The 21,095-nt window shown below is 56.8% G+C and carries 17 protein-coding genes and 1 pseudogene; 5 read left to right on the top strand and 13 right to left on the bottom strand.

Annotated features, from left to right (window positions below):
• Positions 1 to 10 precede the first annotated feature (10 nt).
• From C1N84_RS15750 to C1N84_RS15715, 8 genes are all read right to left on the bottom strand, one after another.
• A complete protein-coding gene (locus C1N84_RS15750) occupies positions 11 to 388 on the bottom strand; it encodes a TIGR03745 family integrating conjugative element membrane protein (protein ID WP_175501691.1) in 378 nt (125 codons plus the stop codon).
• A 46-nt stretch (positions 389 to 434) separates the two neighbouring features.
• Complete coding sequence (locus C1N84_RS15745) at positions 435 to 677, bottom strand: TIGR03758 family integrating conjugative element protein (RefSeq protein WP_008107119.1); 243 nt, start codon at positions 675 to 677, stop codon at positions 435 to 437.
• Positions 668 to 1,000 carry an integrative conjugative element protein, RAQPRD family gene (locus C1N84_RS15740; RefSeq protein ID WP_058959259.1) on the bottom strand — a complete coding sequence of 111 codons (333 nt, stop codon included), beginning with the start codon at positions 998 to 1,000 and terminating at the stop codon, positions 668 to 670. The genes C1N84_RS15745 and C1N84_RS15740 overlap by 10 nt, the downstream gene beginning before the upstream one ends.
• A 139-nt stretch (positions 1,001 to 1,139) precedes the next feature.
• On the bottom strand, positions 1,140 to 1,766 hold the full coding sequence (locus C1N84_RS15735) for an HNH endonuclease (RefSeq protein WP_264441651.1): 627 nt from the start codon (positions 1,764 to 1,766) through the stop codon (positions 1,140 to 1,142).
• The gene (locus C1N84_RS15730) at positions 1,766 to 2,938 is read right to left on the bottom strand and encodes an AAA family ATPase (protein WP_072226478.1); all 1,173 of its coding nucleotides are present in this window, start codon (positions 2,936 to 2,938) and stop codon (positions 1,766 to 1,768) included. The genes C1N84_RS15735 and C1N84_RS15730 overlap by 1 nt, the downstream gene beginning before the upstream one ends.
• A 213-nt stretch (positions 2,939 to 3,151) precedes the next feature.
• Positions 3,152 to 3,913, bottom strand: coding sequence for a TIGR03747 family integrating conjugative element membrane protein (locus C1N84_RS15725; RefSeq protein WP_058959262.1), 762 nt, complete (start codon positions 3,911 to 3,913; stop codon positions 3,152 to 3,154).
• Positions 3,913 to 5,997, bottom strand: a complete 2,085-nt coding sequence (gene traD, locus C1N84_RS15720; RefSeq protein WP_058959263.1) for a type IV conjugative transfer system coupling protein TraD — start codon at positions 5,995 to 5,997, stop codon at positions 3,913 to 3,915. The genes C1N84_RS15725 and traD overlap by 1 nt, the downstream gene beginning before the upstream one ends.
• 161 nt (positions 5,998 to 6,158) lie before the next feature.
• The gene (locus tag C1N84_RS15715) at positions 6,159 to 6,635 is read right to left on the bottom strand and encodes an integrating conjugative element protein (protein WP_394541665.1); all 477 of its coding nucleotides are present in this window, start codon (positions 6,633 to 6,635) and stop codon (positions 6,159 to 6,161) included.
• Here C1N84_RS15715 and C1N84_RS15710 point away from each other — a divergent pair.
• Positions 6,635 to 7,438: pseudogene (locus C1N84_RS15710) on the top strand (HlyD family secretion protein); the annotation flags it as partial. The gene C1N84_RS15715 and the pseudogene C1N84_RS15710 sit on opposite strands and share 1 nt — an antisense overlap.
• Complete coding sequence (locus C1N84_RS15705) at positions 7,435 to 8,991, top strand: DHA2 family efflux MFS transporter permease subunit (RefSeq protein ID WP_238561194.1); 1,557 nt, start codon at positions 7,435 to 7,437, stop codon at positions 8,989 to 8,991. The pseudogene C1N84_RS15710 and the gene C1N84_RS15705, both read left to right, overlap by 4 nt.
• A gap of 18 nt (positions 8,992 to 9,009) precedes the next feature.
• Here the strand turns inward: C1N84_RS15705 and uxuA are convergent, their stop codons facing one another.
• The 3 genes from uxuA to C1N84_RS15690 all read right to left on the bottom strand — a co-directional run bounded on the left by uxuA (position 9,010) and on the right by C1N84_RS15690 (position 14,162).
• Positions 9,010 to 10,074: a mannonate dehydratase gene (gene uxuA / locus C1N84_RS15700; protein WP_125311502.1), complete on the bottom strand. Its 1,065-nt coding sequence runs from the start codon at positions 10,072 to 10,074 to the stop codon at positions 9,010 to 9,012.
• Between the two features lie 132 nt (positions 10,075 to 10,206).
• The gene (locus C1N84_RS15695; protein ID WP_021507618.1) at positions 10,207 to 10,911 is read right to left on the bottom strand and encodes a response regulator transcription factor; all 705 of its coding nucleotides are present in this window, start codon (positions 10,909 to 10,911) and stop codon (positions 10,207 to 10,209) included.
• On the bottom strand, positions 10,911 to 14,162 hold the full coding sequence (locus C1N84_RS15690) for a transporter substrate-binding domain-containing protein (RefSeq protein ID WP_264441644.1): 3,252 nt from the start codon (positions 14,160 to 14,162) through the stop codon (positions 10,911 to 10,913). The genes C1N84_RS15695 and C1N84_RS15690 overlap by 1 nt, the downstream gene beginning before the upstream one ends.
• A 370-nt stretch (positions 14,163 to 14,532) precedes the next feature.
• Between C1N84_RS15690 and C1N84_RS15685 the strand changes: the two genes are divergently transcribed.
• Positions 14,533 to 15,495, top strand: coding sequence for a sensor domain-containing diguanylate cyclase (locus tag C1N84_RS15685; protein ID WP_058770643.1), 963 nt, complete (start codon positions 14,533 to 14,535; stop codon positions 15,493 to 15,495).
• Between the two features lie 27 nt (positions 15,496 to 15,522).
• Here C1N84_RS15685 and C1N84_RS15680 read toward each other — a convergent pair whose 3' ends face one another.
• The gene (locus C1N84_RS15680; RefSeq protein ID WP_264441643.1) at positions 15,523 to 17,391 is read right to left on the bottom strand and encodes an amidohydrolase; all 1,869 of its coding nucleotides are present in this window, start codon (positions 17,389 to 17,391) and stop codon (positions 15,523 to 15,525) included.
• A gap of 162 nt (positions 17,392 to 17,553) precedes the next feature.
• Here C1N84_RS15680 and C1N84_RS15675 point away from each other — a divergent pair, with 162 nt between their 5' ends.
• Positions 17,554 to 18,462, top strand: coding sequence for a LysR family transcriptional regulator (locus tag C1N84_RS15675; protein WP_021507614.1), 909 nt, complete (start codon positions 17,554 to 17,556; stop codon positions 18,460 to 18,462).
• On the opposite strand, the gene C1N84_RS15670 is transcribed toward C1N84_RS15675, so the two are convergent.
• Complete coding sequence (locus C1N84_RS15670; RefSeq protein WP_088516066.1) at positions 18,463 to 20,052, bottom strand: MFS transporter; 1,590 nt, start codon at positions 20,050 to 20,052, stop codon at positions 18,463 to 18,465.
• Positions 20,053 to 20,267: 215 nt separating this feature from the next.
• Here C1N84_RS15670 and C1N84_RS15665 point away from each other — a divergent pair, with 215 nt between their 5' ends.
• The gene (locus C1N84_RS15665; protein ID WP_010616452.1) at positions 20,268 to 21,089 is read left to right on the top strand and encodes an alpha/beta fold hydrolase; all 822 of its coding nucleotides are present in this window, start codon (positions 20,268 to 20,270) and stop codon (positions 21,087 to 21,089) included.
• Positions 21,090 to 21,095: the final 6 nt, after the last annotated feature.

Below are 21,095 nucleotides of genomic sequence, written 5' to 3'. Positions count from 1 at the left end.
GCTTATCCCCTTACAGAATGATTTCGGCAGACTGACCGAGCAGCCAGATAGTCGCGACCAACAACACGACGCCGGTTGCGACGATGGAACCAAACTTGGTCCAGGTGGCGCGCTCGTTACGCACTTCAACGAACGTATGCACCGCGCTGGTTGCGACGTTGATAAATGCCACGGCACAGACCAGCAAACCGGCGAAAACAATGAAGTCCTGCGCGTAGCCTTTGATCTGGCCCATCAGGCCAGTGCCACCGCTGGATTCCGGCGCTTCAACCGAAGGCAGATCGGCCAGCGCCGGTTTGCAGGACAACCAAGCCAGAATCAATCCGGAACCCAGACGCATAACCTGACGGTCTTTAAAGCGAGACAAGCGAACAAACTTTGATTTCATGGAACATTCCTCTTTGACGGGTAAAGGCACTTCGAAAATGTCTGCGTTAACTGGCGAACATCCAGATGCAGACGATCAATAAAGCCACAGAACGGATAACAAATCGGGCAAGCGCGGCATCCCGAACTTTGGTGTTTGCCCAGCCATGCCAGACATCCACCGCCGCCCATGCTGCCCAGAGAAACAGCACGCACAGTAGTAGCCCAACGGACACCAGATACAGAACGCTAATATCGATGTTGCCGGATGCCGTTTTAAACGCGTTGATCTGCGCGGCGGTCATCGCCATAGCGGACGGCCTCGCGTGTAGTCGCCGCTGACCTTGCCGTAATCCAGCGGCTGCGCACGCGAGGGCTGCGTGTAGCGATCAATGCCAGCACGCATGGTGTTGAGGTCCTCGTTAGCTTTCTTATAGTCGAACAGGTAACGGCGGCGGCTATTGGGATCGGACTGCGCGGCGACGGTGCGGGCGCGATCGAGTGAGAGCTGGACTTGGTCTAGTAGACGTTGGGTAGTGGCGAGTTCGTCAAATTCTGCGCCAAATGCCGATAATGAAATAAGACATAAACTAACAGATATTTTTTGTGTTAATCTCTTTGAAAATACAAGCATGACAATACCCTCCTATGAAGGGGTTGATTATATGCATGCTGTTTGCTGTTGATTGGCCATTAAAACAAAACGTCTCAATGAGAAATTTATAAGCCAGGCCTCACATACATAGATGTTTAAACTGGCAATTTTCCCGGCGCTATAAATTAAACATACGTTTTAAAAGACTATTGAAAGCTCTTGCAACAGCAGGGCTTTCAGGAACTTTCCTTTCAGTAGCGTCCTGGGCCTCATCAAAGGTGTTAACTTGGATTTTTGCAAGTTCAAAGTAATCCTTAGTGTATTTCCCTTTGCTGCTGTCATTTAGAATGTCATAGTAAACTATTTTGTTTCTGTTGAGCTGTTTAATATTATATGCCAAATGGTTATCCCAGGAATCTAAGTTGGGGTGTAAAAACTTATATTTTTCAGGTAAGTAATATTGATTGCCCCTTTTAAATTCATCAAAGCCACCCTCAATGAAATCTACTTTCTCGCCTTTTATTCTCATATTACATCTTTTGCAAGACACTGCGAGATTAAGGATTTCAAACATCTCTGTTTCAATCTTAGATTTAGGTATAATATGCTCTATATCCAAAACCATATTGAATTCATCATCAAAACTCCTGCAACAGTAACAGCAGCACTCACGTTGAATATCTCTAAGGTGATTTTTTATTTTTCTTTTAAGTTTGTCTAGCTTTTTATCATCCCAGAACTTATAACCTTTTTTTAATGAAAGAGTAATTAATATCTTTTCTTCATCCGTAAATTCCAGGGGCATTATGATGACTCCTTCTTGTTGAAGGATATATCATCAATAAGATTTGTCACTCCGAAAAGAAATTCTTGCTGTGCCTCATCTTCAGTAAGGTGCTTGTAATATTCAATCCTGCTTTTAGCTAATTCTTTTCCGATTTTACCCTCTGTGAAATCGTCAAGTATATCAACGCACCTATTTGAAAGAGCTCTATTTTTTGGTGTTAGCGTGTCAAAATAATTAAGGTATACCTCTTCTGCATTGGCATCATTATCGTGCATTTTAACAAAGTCGGAATTAAGTCTTTTATATACTGACACATTGTTATTACTAATCATTGACGAAATAATAAGAGGTGAGTGTGTAGCTATTACTACCGTACATTCATTATAGCCTATGGCCCCCCTTAATAGTGAGAAGTAATCCGACTGCCATTTAGGATGAAGGCTGTTTTCTGGCTCATCGATAAAGAGATAAGACTTGCCTCTTAAATTTAAAGCAAGATGAAGTAATAAAGCAATGAACGACAACTCACCTGAACTAGCATGATTTACTGGAAATTGCCTTCCATTCTTGCCTAAATAAATATCAATGCCAGATATGAAACCAGCTCTCTTAAGTAGCTTTTCACTCTGAATTAATTTGTAAAAATCCGAAAAAAAACCTTCACTAAATGAACTGCTTTCACTTTCTAACCACAGAATACCGCCGCGCGTTCTTACTGATTCATTAATTGCTCTGTCGATGGAAAATTTCAACTCATCATCAATTACCTCATCAGAATAATCATAATATATTGGGTATGCATTACCTTTCGAATCGCGCCCGTACCTAGTTGAGTTAATGAATTTCTTTTTGAAGTTTATTCTAATCCCTAACAACTGATCATAACCCAAATAATCAAGTACGCTAAAAAATTTATTCATGACAATTTCATTGTTACTAGAAAGGCTATTCTTAATTGCTTGCTGGGGGAAATATCTCCCTATACGATTGCCAATATAACTGTAGTTCTGACTTTTAGGATGTAACTTAAACTTATCGAACAGTGTGTTTGAAACTGTTATCGTGTCTAATCCTCGCTCATATATATCTTCTGACAAGAAATTTAGCATGCTACTTTTACCACTTCCATTTTTTCCTACAAGAAGGTAGTAGCCTTCATAAGATTTAATTAGTTCATCAGTAGTTAACATTTTATTTTATAAGTGAATCTTTATAGTTGATAGTGAGTTCCGCATTCATTTCGATGTTAATTCATGAAAATGAGTGATGTCTACTTTATTTTCAGCCCTAATTTATAAATTGACAGTATGGAGCATTAATTTAACTTTACCTGTCGCGCCGCCTATGCGGCTTGCCTGCTGACGACAGCGCACAAAGTCGAGCTTTGCACGCTGTCGTCCAGCTTAGAGGTATTTCTTGAACGATGCGGTTAACACCGCCAGCGCCATTCCCAACATCAGCGCAGCAGGTAGCAATAACAGATTTGGGTACACAGCCGATGGCCACGACAGATACACCATGCAGGGCACATAGAACGCGGGTTTAACGAAGCGTTTGACATGGTGATAAACAAAGCTGGATTCATATGCCGCGCCGTAGCGCCGTAGGTCTCGCCGCCCCAGACCATCAACTACAGCGACCAACACCACCATCAGAAACAGCGGTATTGATAACACCAGAATCGTCACACGAATCAATGTCACCACAGCGACATAAACCGTCGCCAGCATATATTCTTGCAGAGCCGATGCCAGCCAGCGGCTACCGGCACTCAATCCGGCAGCAACAGCATTTCCGCCGCTTTCCATTGCCTGATTTTGCTGGGCAATCCATCCCTGCAGGCCGCTATCGACAACCAGCCACTGATAAACCTGTGTTACCCCGGTAGTGACCGTCACCGTGGGCTGTGACAGTAGCAGGCTGCGCGTAAACTCAGTGGAGAGATAGCCGCTCTCGATCTGCATTACCTGCTGGCTATGCGCTGCACCTTGTTCTGGCCAGAAGAATGCAATACCGATGTACTCCATTACCAGGCTAAAAAACAGCGAAGCCAGCAGCATGCCAATCAGCTTCCACGGCCATTCCCATAGCAGATTAAACAGAAAGCCATGCTCTTTAGGCTGCTGAACGCGGGCGGGCGGTGCAGTGGTGTTTGGTGGTGGCATTATTCACCTCCCGGCGGTTCTGCGCCAGCAGCACCAGACCACCATGCTTCGCTGGTGCGGTAATTACGGCGCATTTCAGCAGCGATTTTCTCCAGGCTTTCCGGCATCAAATCGGTTTTATCAGCAGCGGGCAGTGGCATACGAATCTTCCATAGCTGGCCGCCTTCCAGCAGTGCGAACGCCTGGCCTTTGGGCAGATTGATGATGTCAGCCGGAGTGAGCATCGGCGTTTTCACCATACTCACGCGGTCCTGCGTGTTGGAGGTGAAATCAGTGCCTTGCTCTTGGTTGGTGATATCGGTGTACCCCGAAACCAGAGTTTTGGAATACACATCCACTTCAGGCAGTTGGCTGGTGAGCAGCTCGGCGGTGCGGTTCTCACGCACGCGCAGCATGATCAGCGTATTGAAGTTGCCCGTGACTTGCGCAGCTTTGGCGCTGCTACCAATGCGCGCCTCGATGTCAGAAATTGTTTGGGTGTACGCCGTCACTTCGATGCCCGCGCCACCGCCTTTGTTGATAAGCGGAATAAACTCATCGCCCATCAGTTCATTGAACTCGTCGCAGTGCAGGCTGATCGGCAGCTTGCCGTCGCCATTTTCCGGTAAGCCATCATTGATGCCGTGCTTGTAGATATGCCCCGCGATACTCACCAAATCAGCAAACATGCTGTTGCCAACGGCAGCGCCGACTTCACTGTCAGAAAGCGCATCCAGCCCGACATAAACGATGCCGCGCTGGCGAATCACCTGTTGCCAGTCGAAAATCGGGCGCGGATCGTCGAGGTCTTTATAGTCAGGCGAGAGCAGCGCCGCCGTTTTGCCGGTGGTGAGTTTTTCCAACAGCGGCAGCAATGAGGCGACGATTTTATCGAAGTAGGTTCGGTCGTAACGTACAGCTGAGCGAAGACCTTCCAGAATGGGATCGTAGAGCTTTTTACCGGCTTCAGAACTTAGCGCCAGCTCCATTGCCCAAATGCGCGTGGCGTTTGACTGCCCCTGCATATTGCGCGGCAGATCTTTTTCCTTAAGCACATTGCTGCCATTCTCAATTTTGCTGCGCAGCTCCGGCAAATGCTTATCAACCAGATGTTCCACGTAGCGCTGATAGAGCTCGCCTATGTTGGTGACGTAGCGAAGGATAAGCGAGTAATCGGGGCGCTGGCCAAGCGCAACCAGCGCGCGCGTTACGATATTCACGAATCGCCAGGCAAACTCGCGAAACGCGGCGCTGTTACCTTCAGCGCCTAATTGACCAGCAATGCGCGAAGCCACTTCCGACACGCGCCCGAAGCGGCCAACCGCGTTGTAACGAGCCGAGATCTCTGGCCAGCCAAGATGGAAAACGTGGAAGTCATCCTGACGACCGGCGCGGTGCGCTTCAGCCCACATGCGTTTTAGCAAATCGGCATCGCCTTTGGGATCGAAGACGATGGTGATATTGCCGCGCCGAATATCCTGCGTAACCAGCAACTCCTCCAGCCGTGTTTTGCCCACGCGCGTGGTGCCAACGACTAACGTATGCCCAACGCGCTCTCGTAGATCCATTGATACATCGCGCTCATTCGGTTCAATGCCGTGCAGCGCCGGATTGCCACCAACCGGTGGCAGCGGGCGAACCGGGTTCATCGGCGTATCAGCCGAAATCATCGATGACAGCCAGGGCAGAGAATGCTCGCACGCACGTTCAAGCCTGCGCGCGATCTGATAGACCTTCGCTGGCTGCACGTACTTTTCGACTTCTGGCCGACGCGTATCGAGTAGGCGCTGAGTGTGTTTTTGCTGCCAAAGAAAACCTTTACCCAAAAACAGCCGGTGATTGCTTACTGGAACCTGGCGGCTGGTCATCACATAGCGCGGCAATCGGCGTAGATTTCTGCGATACCTGATCACCTGACACCCCTGACGGGCGCGTACGACGGCCAGCACCGCAAAGCCCGTAGCGGTGACATAACTCACCGAAGGCGACAGCGCGACAGCCCAGGGCGCTGCAACACAAACATAGCTGGCGGTGGCGGCTACCAGCGTGGTGTTGAACTCAACTGCGGGACGCAGTAGTGCTTCAATGACATAGCGATCGCTCATAGCAGTGACTCACTTTTGGCTGGATTCAGGCATGCTGAGCGTGGTGTGATGCAGATTACGCCAGCACCAGTAAGCGCGCAGCAGAGCCAGAAAAAGGACGAAGAACAGAGGGAGGAGCATCAGCGCTGCGTGGGGGATTCCATGCAATCCGACGAATCCCATCACTCGGCTGAAACCTGCTGGCTCACTGAATGCTCGGTGATCAGCACCGGGTAATGTTCCAGCTTGAGGCGGCGCGCCAGATCGCTACCTGATACCGGAGCCAGCTGGAGATTGGGCGCAATCTGGCGCAATTGCTGCAATGATGACGAGCTGCTGACGTTCACCACCATCCCAACCGCACCACGTCGCTTGAGCAGTCCAGCGTTTCGCGATAGCCATTCCTGCGATTGCTCATCATCACCAACCAGAAACAGCGCACCAATTCCCGGCAGTTTCAGCACGCGTGGCTCAATGATGCCGGGAGTGAGTTCAGGTGTTGCCACTGGCAACACTGAACCTTCACTGTAATCAGGTTGGATTGACTGCTGCTGCTGCTGCGGCTGAGGTTCAGCGTTAATGCCTTCATAGAACGTCGCTGCTGATTGACCGCCGAGATCTGCGATAACGTTGAGTTCCGCATGTGAGAGAAATGGCAAACCGCGACTATCGGGCGGCGGTTGACCGTGCGGCGGGCGAAGTCGCCGCGCAGCAGGCGGCGCTGCAGGATATCGCCGCCACGCGCCAGCTCCAGCTGGCCACCATCGACGGCGCGCGTGCTGCGCTGCTGGCGGCGCAGGCGGTGACGCAGAAAACCACCGCCGACCAGCGCCGCTATGACGCGCTGGTGAGCAGCGCTGCGGTGTCGCAGCAGATTCGCGATCATGCGCAGGCCGATTACCATCAGGCGCTGGCGCAGGAAGGCAAAACCCGTGCCGATCGCGCGGTCGCCGAACGTCAGCTGCAGGTGCTGGATGCGCGCGAGCAGCAGACGCACGCCGCGCTGGCACAGGCGCAGGCCGACCTGGCACTGGCACAGCTCAATCTGGAATACACCGCTATCCGCGCGCCGTTTGATGGCGTAATTGGCAATCGCCGCGCCTGGGCTGGTTCGTATATCAGCAGCGGCACGCAGCTGCTGTCGCTGGTGCCGGCGCAGGGGCTGTGGATTGACGCCAACTTCAAAGAGAGCCAGCTGGCGCACATGCGGCCAGGCCAGACGGCAACAATTGTCGCGGACGTGCTGCCGGGCCGCACCTTCAGCGGGCATGTCGCCAGCCTGTCGCCTGCGACCGGCTCGCGCTTCAGCATTCTGCCGGCGGAAAACGCCACCGGTAACTTCACCAAAATTGTCCAGCGCGTGCCGGTGCGCATTGCGCTGGATGGCGATGCGGCCACGCTCGGGCTGTTGCGTCCGGGACTGTCGGTGACCGTGACCGTCGATGAGCGCAGCGCGCAATGAGCCGCGTGGTCGCCGCGCCGATCGCGCCCGCGCAGATGCCGGTCAGCCGGAAAGTTTTCGCCTTTGCCACCCTGTGCATCGGCATGTTTATCGCACTGCTGGATATCCAGATTGTCTCAGCTTCGCTGCGCGACATTGGCGGTGGCCTGTCGGCGGGGGATGATGAAACCGTGTGGGTGCAGACCAGCTACCTGATCGCCGAAATCATCATTATTCCGCTCTCCGGCTGGCTGGCCAGCGTGCTGTCTACGCGCTGGCTGTTCGCCGCCTCGGCCTGTGGCTTTACGCTGATGAGCCTGCTGTGCGGCTGGGCGTGGAACATTCAGAGCATGATCGCGTTCCGTGCGCTGCAGGGGCTGGCGGGTGGCTCAATGATCCCGCTGGTTTTCACCACCGCCTTCGCCTTTTTCCAGGGCCGGCAGCGGGTGATTGCTGCCGCGACCGTCGGCGCGCTGGCGTCGCTGGCACCGACGCTCGGCCCGACCGTTGGCGGCTGGATCACCGATAACTTCAGCTGGCACTGGCTGTTTTTTATCAACATCATTCCCGGTATTTACATCACCATTGCGGTTCCGCTGCTGGTGAACATCGACGCGCCCAACCGCGAACTGCTGCGCGGTGCGGACTATCTCAGCATCGTGCTGCTGGCGCTGGCGCTCGGCTGTCTGGAATATACGCTGGAAGAGGGGCCGCGCTGGGGCTGGTTTGATGATGACACCATTGCCACCACCGGCTGGATTGCGCTGGCGGCGGGCGTGTTGTTTGTGATCCGCACGCTGCGGCATGCCAAACCGATCGTCGATTTACGCGCGCTCAAGGACCGCGACTTTAGCCTCGGCTGCTACTTCTCGTTTATGGCGGGCGTGGGGATCTTCGCCACCATTTACCTTACGCCACTGTTTCTCAGCCAGGTGCGCGGCTTCAGCGCACTGGAGACTGGACTGGCGATCTTCTCCACCGGGGTGTTTCAGATTCTGTCGATCCCGCTGTATGCCTGGCTGGCGAACCGCGTCGATCTGCGTATTTTGCTGGCGGCGGGGCTGATCTGTTTTGCGCTGTCGATGCATTTCTTTGTGCCGATTACCCATGACTGGGGCGCGAAGGAGCTGCTGTTTCCGCAGGCGTTTCGCGGTATGGCGCAGCAGTTTGCCGTGGCACCGACGGTAACGCTGACGCTGGGCCGTTTGCCACCGGCCCGCCTGAAGCTCGCGTCTGGCCTGTTTAATCTGATGCGCAACCTTGGCGGCGCGATTGGCATTGCCCTGTGCGGTACGGTGCTCAACGACCGCACCAACCTGCACTTTAGCCGGCTGGCGGATCACCTCAACAGCGCCAGCCTGACGCTGGGTGATTTTCTGCAGGGGCGCGCTCAGGCGCTGATGACCAGCGGCCTGAGCCCGGATGCCGCGCATACGGCCGCGCTGCAGTCGCTGGCGGCGCTGACGCTGCGTGAAGCGCGCACCCAGGCTTTTTCCGACGCGTTCTGGCTGATCATGACAGGATTTTTCGTCGCGGCGCTGCTGGTGCCGTTACTGAAAAAGCCGCAAGGGTGAGCGCCAGATCGTAACCCATTAACGCTTACTCAGCGCTTCCCACAGGCCCAGCAGATAAGTGGTGCCCAGCGCGCGGTCGTACAAACCGTAGCCCGGGCGCCCGGTTTCGCCCCAGATAAAGCGCCCGTGATCTGAACGGATATAGCCGTCAAAGCCGTTGTCATACATCGACTGCAGCACGTTATACATATCCAGCGAGCCATACTCCGTCGGATGCGCGCACTCGTAGAAATCTTTATCGCGGATGATCTTAATGTTGCGCACGTGGGCAAACGGAATGCGCTTGCGGCGCGAGAATTCGGCCAGAATGGCATAGACATCGTTCTGTGGATCCTCGGCAATCGATCCGGTGCACAGCGTGATGCCGTTGGCTTCAGAATCGACGACGTTACAGATCCAGTCGAGATCGTCGCGGTTCTTCACCACGCGCGGCAGACCGAAGATCGAATACGGCGGATCGTCCGGGTGGATCGCCATCTTCACGCCCACTTCTTCGCACACCGGGATCACCGCTTTGAGGAAATAGGCGAGGTTTTCGCGCAGCTTCGCGTCATCTACGTCCTGATATTGGGCAAACAGCTCCTGAACTTTTGCCAGCCGTTCCGGCTCCCAGCCCGGCAGCGCGAAGCCGTTGGCGCTGCCCAGCACCTCTTTCACCACCTCGTCGAGGCTTTTATCAATGCCCTGCTTCTCGAAGGCCATGGTGATGGAGCCATCCGGCAGCACATAATTCATATCCGTCTTCATCCAGTCGAACACCGGCATGAAGTTGTAGCAGATCACTTTTACCCCGGCGGCCGCCAGGTTGCGGATGCTTTGCTGATAATTGGCGATGTAGCGATCGCGACTCGGCAGGCCGATCTTGATGTCGTCATGAATGTTGACGCTCTCAATTACTTCGACCGTCAGTCCGGCCGCATGTACCTGATCGACCAGCGCCTGGATCTTCTCCTGCGGCCAGGTTTCGCCCACCGGCACATCGTACAGCGCGCCCACCACGCCGCGTACGCCCGGCACCTGGCGAATATATTCCAGCGAAACCTTATCTTCCTTCGGACCAAACCACCGCATTGTCAGTTGCATTATGTCATCCACCGTCATCGTGTCTGTATGATAAGTGTTAAGCTACCATACTAGAATTCACAGAGGCAGCATTACGCAGCGACTAAGTCTTGATCCGTGTCACAGAACCGGGTTTATCCGTATTGCGGCGGGTTACTGCGCCGTCACCAGCTGGTTGAAGTACTGCTTGTACTTGAACAGCTCCAGGTCCGAACGCAGCCCCAGTTTGCGCAGCGCGGTTTGCTTCTGACCGCTGATGGTTTTGCGGCTGCGTGCGTATTTACCGGCGATCTGCGTAATGCTCAACCCATCCAGATAGCAGCGAATCACCTCGATTTCGCGCGGACTCAGCTCGCGCAACAACAGGGTGATGTCGTCACCCGCCTGGCGCGGCGTCAGGTAGTCGTGCATTTCACGGTCGCTCTCCTGGAATTTATCCAGCTCCAGCATCATGTCCGGCGTCAGGAAACGCTTGCCGCGACAGATCTGATGAATGGCATCGATCAGCACTTCCTGATCGTGGCTTTTGCCGACAAATCCCTGCACGCCGGCTTTCAGCAACAGCTGAACAATCGCCGGTTTCTCCACCGCGGACGACACCAGAATCTTCAGCTGCGGATAGTGCAGGCGCAGCTGCTTCACCATTTGCAGTCCGTCGAGCTGGTCTTCACCCAGCATGTAATCCAGTACCAGGATGTCGATCGGGTGGCGCTGCAGGAAGGTCATCAGCTGCTGGCGCTGGGCAAAGGCCCCGGCCAGATCGAGCTGCGATTCCTGGGCTAAACGGTACTGCATGGCTTTACCGATCAGCGGATGATCGTCCAGCACGGCAATCTGCCAGATTGCGCTCTCTTTCATTAAATCACCTCTTCAGGAATGGGCGTTTCCAGGGCACGCAGGAACAGCGCATCCAGCTCGGCCACCGCCCCGGCGACCTCCGGCAGCAGCTGCTGTAATAGCGCACTATCTTGATGCTCCGCTGCCTGTTCGGCGGCGCGGCAGCGATGTTGTAAAGCCTCGGCGCGCAGCATTCGGGCACTGCCGAGTAGCTGATGCGCGGCGTGACGCGCCGAAGCAAAATTGTTCGCAGCCACCGCCTGCGTCAGCTGGGCGAGATCGTAGCTGTTCTGCTGGCGCGCGGTGGTGACCAGATCGCGCCACGCCTGCGGATTATTCGCCGCCAGATTTTCCAGCGTCAGCAGGGTATCGTCGCGCGTCGGGTTCATCGGCGCGCCGGTGATCACCTGCAGCAGCTGCGCGCGCTCCAGCGGTTTAAACAAACAACCGTTCATGCCGGCGTCCTGCGCCAGCTGCGCCACGCGCTCCTCCGCCATGGCTGTCAGGCCGTAAACCGGCACCGCGCGTCGCACCAGACGTTTCTCTTCGGCGCGCAGCTGGCGGGTGAATTCGAAGCCGTCCATCTCCGGCATGTTGCAGTCGGTAATCACGCGATCGGGCTGATTCTCGCGCCACAGCGCCAGCGCGGCTGCACCGCTGTCGGCCACCAGCACATGATGCCCGGCGTAGCGCAGCTGCTGGGCCAGCAGCAGGCGGTTGGTGGCGTTGTCATCGACAATCAGAATGCGCAGCGCAGCCTGCTTAGCGGGCTCCACCGGCTGCGGCAGAACGGGTTGCTCATGCTCAATACGCGCCGCTTCCGCGCGGAAGCGCAGCATAAACACGCTGCCGTCACCCGGTTCGCTCTCGACGTGCAGCTCGGTGCCGAGCATTACCGCCAGGCGACGGCAGATATTCAGGCCCAGACCGGTGCCGCTGGCGCGATTGCTGCCCTGATCGACCTGAATGAACGGTTCGAAGATCGCCTGCTGCTGCTCTTCTGACAGGCCAACTCCGCTGTCGCTCACCTCCAGCACATATTCCGGCAGCGCGCTATCTGCCTGATACAGTGCCACTTCCACTGCGCCGTGCGAGGTAAACTTGATGGCGTTGCTCACCAGATTGGAGAGAATTTGCTTCAGCGCCACCGGGTCAAACAGCACCTGGTCCTGCTCCAGCTCCAGCACGATATTCAGCGCCAGCCCCTTGTTGAGCGCCACCTGGCGGAACAACGCTTCGCAATCCCGCACCACTTCACTGAGCGACATCGGCTGCAGCTGCACGCTGAAATGCCCGGATTCGATTTTTGCCAGGTCGAGAATATCGCCCACCAGCGACAGCAGCGAACGCGACGACTCCCAGGCGACATCAATGTTTTTCTGCCGCTGCTGTTCATTACTCTGGCCGAGATGCTCGATTTCCAGCAGGCCAATCAGCGCCGCCAGCGGCGTGCGGATTTCATGACTCATGTGCGACAGGAAAGTGCTTTTCGCTTCGCTGGCGCGCACCGCGACTTCGTTGGCTTTGCGCAGGTCGGCCATCAGCGCTTCGATATGCGCCAGCTGCTCGCTGATTTCACGCTCGTGCTCGCGTTGTTTGGCCAGCGAGGCTTTCAGCAGATGGTTACGCCACAGGAAAAACAGCAGGCCCAGCCCGGCCACGGCGACGATGCGCAATATATAGCTGCGATAGCTTTGCCACGAGGTGCTGGTAGCGGGCGGCGTGTATTTTATCCAGCGCTCCATCAGCGACTGCATGGTCGGCTGCGGAATATCGGACAGCGCTTTGTTAAGGATCGACAGCAGTACCTGATCCTGCCCATTGACCGCCATCGCCATGCGGAACATCGGCAGCGGCGCGACAAACGCCACTTTGAAGCTGTCATTGAAGTGATTGTTGAGCAGAAACAGCGACGACTCGTACGGCACGATAAAGCCATCCAGCTGCTTATCGAGTAGCTGACCGAGCGAATCGATCGACACGCCATTTTCGACAAAGTTGATGCCCGGCCAGCGCTCACGTAAATCGTAGCGATAGTAGGCGCGCTCATAGATACCGACGCGCTTGCCCGCCATCTCATCAAAGCTTTTCCACGGGCTGTCTTTGCGCGTCACCACTACCCACGACGAGTAGATGTAAGAGCGGGTGTAGCGGATTTTGTCGTCCTGCTGCGCGGTAGCGTCGCTGACGGCGATAATCGCATCGCGCTGGCGGTTGAGCGTATCGCGCATGTTGCTCAACCCCTGAATCGGGTTGTAGCGAAAGCGAATGCCGGTGCGCTGGGAAATCATTTTCAGCAGGTCCACGCTCAGGCCGACCACGCGCTGGCGGTTATCAATAAAGGTAAATGGCGTATGCGAAGGATCGTAGTTAACGGTGATCTCGCGGTGCTCTGCCAGCCACGCGGCCTCTTTGTCGCTGAGATCCAGCGGATGGTTTTTAACCACCGACTGATAATCCAGGCTCCAGGCTTCCGCGATCTGTACCGCGTTGCGCAGCGGAATGTTTTTCAGGATTTCATCAATGGCTGCGATCAGCGGCAGATTGGCACTGTTGCTGGCAAAGCGCGCGTCGACATCGTTGGTGTACGGCGTGCTGTGCGCTTCAATCACATTCTGCAGGCCGCGATGCGAAAGAAAGCGCTGAGTGGCGCTGTTGCTCCAGAACAGGGTGTTTTCGCTAAACGCGGTGTCGGTGTAGGCCCACAGCGGCGGCGCGGCCGGCGCCAGCGTGGCGCGCGGATAGCGCTTGTGCAGCAGCGCTTTGAGTTCTGCATCACCGTAATAGAGCAGGCGATAGCGGCTATTTTTCAGCTCACTGTCGAAGGTCGCGTTACGTTTGCTGATTAATACGCTGCGCGCCAGTGAATACGGCAGGCTCAGCGCCAGCTGCGTATCCTGATTGGCGGCCAGCGTATAGTAAGGAATCAGATCGACTTCACCGTCGTTGAGCGCATCCACCAGCTCCAGCCGGGTTTTATACACCTTGATTTTCACCGGCAGATTTAACGCCTTCGCCACGATGGCCAGATAATCGGCCGAAAGTCCTTCGTAGGTATTGGCTTCAAACGACACGGAATAGGGCGGCAGCGGATTGTTCCACACGCCGACGCGCAGTACAGAGTGCTGTTTCAGCCACTGCTGGCTCTGCGGCGACAGCGTGACTTCCGGTGCTACCAGGCCATAGCGCGGCGAGAAATTTAACGTGGTTGCACCCCAGGCAGACAGGCAAAAACCCAGTAACAGAAGGAGGCTGAGGATGCGTTTACTCACGGATGGTTTCACTCGCTGGACCGGTTGCGCGCGCTGCCACCATGACGGCGCTTCTTCTCTGACGGCACGTTGCGCGTCAGGCATCCTTCAACAGCGACTTAATACAAGTGGACTTAAATCGCGCTTAAGAAATTTCTTAAAAACAGGAGAGAAAATTCCTGGTGAAAGCCAGGTTTCGCCGGCGCGCCGAAGCGAAGCGCGCTGCTATTTTTAGTAAGTGTAAGTTTTGTTTGCTGAAATTACCGCGTTGCTTCGCCATTCCTGCTGAACCCGGCGCAATTTTCCGACGCTAATCGCCTTTTCATTTGTTTTATTTACAGAATCTATCGTGCAGGCAAAATAGCCCTTATTTTCTCTCCAGCGATCAACCATGTCCGAAGAAGCGCTGCGCCAGCAGATTCAGAACCTGAAAAAGCACAATGCGCGCCTCAAGCGCCTGGCGCACGACGCGCGTAATAAGCTGAACGCGGCGCTGGACGGCACCGGCTTGTGCCTGTGGCAGCTGGATATTCCCAGCGGCAAGCTGGTGATTTTTAACCGGCGCTGGGGCGCGATGCTCGGCTTTCAGGCGAAAGAAACCAAAGCGCGCTTTGATGCCTGGCGCGAGTGCCTGCATCCGGAAGATGCCGATGAGGTGCTGCGCGCCTTTTACGATCATATTGAAGGACGCGCGCCCTATTACGAGGCGCTGCACCGTATGATCGGCAAGAACGGCAAAATCACCTGGGTGCTGGATCGCGGCCGCGTCAGCGAGTGGGACGAGCAGGGTAATCCGCTCAAAGTGACCGGCACCCATATCGACATGACCAAAGAGAAGAATTACGAAGCCCAGCTCTCCCTGCTGGCGCATCACGACCCGTTAACCGCGTTGCCCAACCGCCACGCGCTGCAGGCGCATTTTAGTCAGCTGCAACGCGCCGGGCCGCTGTGCGTGGCGTTTATCGACCTCGACAACTTCAAGCATGTCAATGACACGCTCGGCCATCGCAGCGGTGACGAGGTGCTGATTCAGCTCAGCCAGCGCATCCGCGATTTGCTGCCGTCAGAGGCCATCGTCGGGCGGCTTGGCGGCGATGAGTTCGTGCTGCTGCTGCCGTTTTTGATTGATTACCCGAAGGTGCGCATTCTGGCGCAGGCGGTGCTGGATGCGGCGCTGACGCCGTTTGATGTCGACAATGGTCATGCGCGGATTGGTGCTTCGATCGGTATCGCCCCGGTACACCGGCGCGACAGCTTCGATGACGCGCTGACCCGGGCGGATGGCGCGATGTACCAGATTAAGAGAAACGGTAAGCAGGGCTTTGGCCTGGCAGGCAATATATCGGCGGGGTGAGGGCCAGCGCCCGCACCCCTTGATCACTTAAAACGCAAAACAGGAACAGCCCAGCGCACCCCAGAACGCGTTATTGTCTGACACCGGCACCGATGACTGGCGCGCGACATCATGAGCGTGGCTGTGCACGCCACAGGGGCCGCTGCACTGGTGTACCTGCGGCATCCGCGCGGCGCGGCCGCTGGTCTGCGGCGGGGCGCTGCGGTAGTGACCGGGCACGGTAACCACCGGCGACCACTCCGGCAACACCGGTACCGGCGGCGGTGCCAGCGGCGTGAAGCTGCCGGCGGCATACACCACATTGCCATCCACCAGCGTCAGCACCGATTCAATGCCTTTGATCTCCTCTTCCGGCACGCTGAAGAAATCTTTCGATAACAGCACCAGATCCGCCAGCTGGCCGACTTTGATCTCACCTTTGGCGCTCTGCTCGCTGGAGAACCAGGCACTGCCTTTGGTCCACAGCATCAGCGCGGTTTCACGGTCGATGCGTGCGTTGTCATCGTACAGCTGCATTCCACCGACGGTACGGCCTGAAACCAGCCAGTACAGTGCGGTCCACGGGTTATAGCTGGCGACGCGGGTGGCATCGGTACCGAGGCCGACCGGCACGCCGGCCTCCAGCATGCGCGCCACCGGTGGCGTCTGCTTCGCGGCCTCTTTACCGTAGCGATCGACAAAGTATTCTCCCTGGAAAGCCATGCGATGCTGCACCGCCAGGCCGCCGCCGAGCGCTTTTACCCGCTCAATATTGGCTTCAGTGATGGTTTCCGCATGGTCGAAGAACCAGTGCAGGCCATTGAACGGAATGTCGCGGTTCACCTTCTCAAACACATCCAGCATGCGGCTGATTGATTCGTTATAGGTGGCGTGCAAGCGGAACGGCCAGCGATGCTCCACCAGGTGACGCACCACGCGCTCCAGCTCATCTTCCATGCCGGGTGCCAGATCCGGGCGCGGTTCGAGGAAATCTTCGAAGTCCGCCGCCGAGAACACCAGCATTTCACCGGCACCGTTGTGGCGCAGGAAATTGGTGCCCTGGCCCGGCTTCAGCATATCGGTCCACTTCTCAAAGTCTTCCAGCTCGTGGCCGGGCCGCTGGGTGAACAGGTTATAGGCGATGCGTACCGTCAGCTGCTTTTTCGCGTGCAGTTCGGCGATCACGTCGTAATCGTCCGGGTAATTCTGGAAGCCGCCGCCAGCGTCGATGGCGCTGGTCAGACCGAGGCGGTTCAGCTCGCGCATAAACTGACGCGTCGAGTTAACCTGCTGTTCCAGCGGCAGTTTGGGCCCTTTCGCCAGCGTGGCGTACAGCAGCATGGCATTAGGACGGGCGATCAGCATGCCGGTCGGATTGCCATTGCTGTCGCGCTGGATTTCGCCGCCCGGCGGGTTGGGGGTCTCTTTGGTGTAGCCCACCACTTTCAGCGCGGCGCGATTGAGCAGCGCGCGGTCATACAGATGCAGAATGAAGACCGGCGTATCGGGCGCGGCGGCGTTGATTTCGTCCAGCGTCGGCATGCGGCGCTCAGCAAACTGGAACTCGCTCCAGCCCCCGACCACGCGCACCCACTGCGGTGACGGCGTACGCAGTGCCTGATCGCGCAGCATACGCAGCGCATCGGCTAGCGACGGCACGCCTTCCCAGCGCAGCTCAAGGTTGTAGTTGAGGCCACCGCGAATCAGATGCAGGTGGGAATCGTTCAGGCCGGGGATGCCGGTGTGCCCTTTGGCGTCGATGATTTGCGTGTCGCTGCCGGCAAAGCGCATGACGTCCGCTTCGCTACCTACGGCGAGGAACCTGCCGTCTTTGATGGCTACGGCGGTGGCCAGCGGGTTTGCGCGGTCGACGGTGTGAAACTTACCGTTGGTAAAAATCAGGGATGCGGTCGTCATTCTGTTCTCTCCGTTAAATTAAGCGTAGCGGCCCTCAGCCACCGTGTTAATGCGCGGTTAAAAATGCTTGCGCCGATGAGGAAAAAAATACGAAATGACAGCAGTTATTGATAACGGATTGTTTTTACGTTGTCGTTCAACTTTTTTTACGGAGGGTAGGGAATGCGTTTAAATCTGGAGGCGCTGCTGATTCTGGATGCGCTCGATCGTCATGGCACCTTTGCCGCTGCGGCCGCGCGACTGTTCAAAACCGCGTCGGCGTTAAGCTATACCGTGCAGAAGATGGAGAGCGATTTAAAAATCACGCTGCTCGATCGCTCCGGCCATCGCGCCACATTCACGCCGACCGGCCGTCTGATGCTGGAAAAAGGGCGGACGCTGCTGCGTGCGGTGAACGAGCTGGAGCAGCAGGCGCGCTACGTGGAGAGCGGCTGGGAGAGTCTGCTGACCATCAGCGTGGATGCTTCGCTGCCGTTCAGCATCCTCACACCGCTGATTGACGAATTTTATCAGCAGCACCCGCACACCCAGCTGCAGTTCCGTCAGGACGTACTGGCTGGCTGCTGGGAAGCGCTGCACTATGGCGAAGCGGACATTGTCTTTGGCGCGGTTCAGGAACCCGCCACGCGCAAAGAGATTGTCTGCCAGCCGCTGGGCTGGCTGGAGTATGTGTTCGCTGTCGCTCCTGACCATCCGCTGGCGGCGGAGCCCGAACCGCTGCTGCGCGAACAGATTCGCCAGTATCGCGCGGTCACGGTGCATGATTCATCCCGCCACGGTGCCGGGATGGATTTACGCGTGCTGGATGAGCAGAAGACGCTGAGCGTGCATGATTTCCCGGCCAAACTGCAGGCGCATCTTGCCGGGCTCGGCTGTGGTTATCTGCCGCTTTACCTGGCGCGCCCGCACCTGGCGAGCGGTGCGCTGGTGGCGCGCCAACTGGACAGCGAGTGCCGGCGCGATATCGCCTATCTGGCGTGGAATGAGAGCGCCTGCGGCAACGCGGCTATCTGGTGGCGCGAGCGCCTGCCGACGCTGCCCGGTCTGAGTGACATCTACGCGCCAGCCTGATCACAGCGCAATATGATGGCTGACCTGCGGGGGTTCATCACCCTGATGGTACTGCAGTACCGCCTGCTGTAACTCAGCATCGGCGCGCGAGACGCGCTGGTGCTGACGCAAATGCTCCTGCCATGACTCCACCATAAACCACTCCAGCAGCGCTCCGGCATCGTCGGTCTGCTCCATTAATCCCCACGCATAGGCACCGTCACGGCGTCGCGCCTGCGCCAGTTTGTGCATGGCGTGCTGGAAAGCGGCGCGATCGGCCTGGGGAACACGGTAGCGAATCTGGATCAGTACGGCGCCACGGCGGATATCCACCGCATCGCTCACCACCGGTTCAGCCCAGTGCTGCGCCGGCTGCAGATCCGCTTCGCCCGCCGGCAGCGCCAGCCGTTTTGCCAGCAGCGCCGTGATGAGCAGCGCCGCGCCGGCCAGCATCAGCGTTGGCGCCAGACCCATGTGCTGGGCGATCAGCCCCCAGGCCAGACTGCCACCCGCCAGCGTGCCGTTGAACACCATCAGATAGACCGCCAGCCCGCGACCGCGCACCCAGTCGGGCAGCACCGCCTGCGCCACGCCGTTGAGAGTCGTCAGCGCGATGATCCAGCCGGTGCCCAGAACCAGCATCAGCAGCAGCGCCAGCCACTGCGGCGGACTGAGCGCCAGCGCTACCATGACCAGCGCGCTGAGCACGGCGGAGAGCAGCATCAGTCCATCATGGCTCAGCCGGGCACGCAGGCGCGGCAGCAGCAGCGCGCCGGCAATGGCACCGGCACCGACGGCCCCAAGCAGCAAGCCATAAAAGCCCGCGCTGCCGTGCAGCATGGTGCGCGCCACCAGCGGCAGCAGCGCCCAGATGGCACTGGCGAAGGCAAAATACAGCGCGGCGCGCAACAGTACGCGGTGCAGTTCGCGGCTGGCTTTCACATAGCGCAGCCCGGCGCGGAAAGCGCCAAAGAAGTGCTCATTCAGCGCGGTAGCGGCTTTCGCCGGGCGTTTCCACCACAGCAGCGCGGCGATGACGAAAAAATAACTGGCGACATCGGCACCGTAAGCGGCCATAGCACCTAAACTTGCCAGCAGCAGGCCGCCGGTAGCCGGTCCAATCGCCCGGGCGATATTGATGCCCAGCGAGTTGAGCGCTACGGCATTTTTCAGCTCATGGCGGGGTACCAGTTCCGGCACGATGGCCTGCCATGCCGGACCGAACAGCGCCGCGCCGACGCCGCCGACAAAGGTCAGGCCGATCAGCCATTCAACGGTGAGCCAGTGGTTGTGCGACAGCAGCAGTAGCGTGCCGCTGACGCTGGCCATCAGCAGCTGCACCACAATTAGCAGGCGGCGGCGGTCAACAATATCCGACAGCACGCCGGCCGGCAGCGCCAACAGGAACACTGGCAGGGTGGCGGCGGTTTGCATCAGCGCGACGGCGGTTGGGTTATCCGACAGTCCGGTAATCAGCCAGGCGCTGGCGACGTCACGGATAAAGCTACCGGTATTGCCGAGCACCGAAGCGGTCCAGATCACGGCGAAAAGCCCGTAGGCGAAAGGGGAAAACGCGCCGCTGCGCGCTGTTTGTGGATTTGGCTGGTTCATCAGGCTGTTCCTGTCAGTGTGCGATGAGAGCACGATACGAAGCTCGCCCGTCAGGAGATAGCGGAAAAAATCGGCCAACTTGTACAAGGATTTTTGACGGCAGGGCTTAGCAAAAATCTTTGCACAAGTTGTCAAAATCTCTGCTTTAGGTTTTTCCAGCATCCCACGCTAGTTTGATTGCCAGACACAACATCACTGACTAACGGAGAAAAAACATGAGCACATTCAAGACTAAAGACGGCGTAAACCTGTACTTCAAAGACTGGGGCAAGGGGCAGCCGGTGCTGTTCAGCCACGGCTGGCCGCTGGATGCCGATATGTGGGACAGCCAGCTCAACTTCCTCGCCGAGCGCGGCTATCGCGTCATCGCGTTTGACCGCCGCGGCTTTGGTCGCTCCGATCAGCCGTGGGAAGGCTACGATTACGACACTTTTGCCGACGATATTCACGGCCTGATCGAGCACCTGCAGCTGGATGAGGTGACGCTGGTGGGCTTCTCGATGGGCGGCGGGGATGTGTCACGCTACATCGGTCGTTATGGTACCGCGAAAGTGAAAGGACTGGTGCTGCTGGGCGCCGTTACCCCGATTTTTGGTAAAACCGACGATCACCCGGAAGGGGTGGAATCAGCGGTGTTTGACGGGATCAAAGCGGGTTTGCTGAAGGATCGTGCGCAGTTTATCAAAGAGTTCGCCACGCCGTTTTACGGCACCAACGCGGGCCAGACGGTTTCCGATGGGGTGCTGACGCAGACGCTGAACATTGCGCTGCTGGCGTCGCTGAAAGGTACGCTGGATTGCGTGACCGCGTTCTCTGAGACGGATTTCCGTGCGGATATTGCCAAAGTGGATGTGCCGACGCTGGTGATCCACGGCAGTAATGACCAGGTGGTGCCGTTTGAAGCCACCGGTAAGCTGGTGCACGAGATGATTGCGGGTTCGCAGCTGAAAGTGTATGAGAATGGCCCGCACGGTTTTGCGGTGACGCATCAGGACCAGCTGAATGCGGATCTGCTGGCGTTTTTGCAGGGGAATTAAGGGGGA

The sequence above is a fragment of the Pantoea sp. SGAir0418 genome, assembly GCF_043529865.1.
The sequence above is the reverse complement of the archived record's forward strand: the minus strand, read 5'-3'. Positions and strand labels throughout refer to the sequence as shown.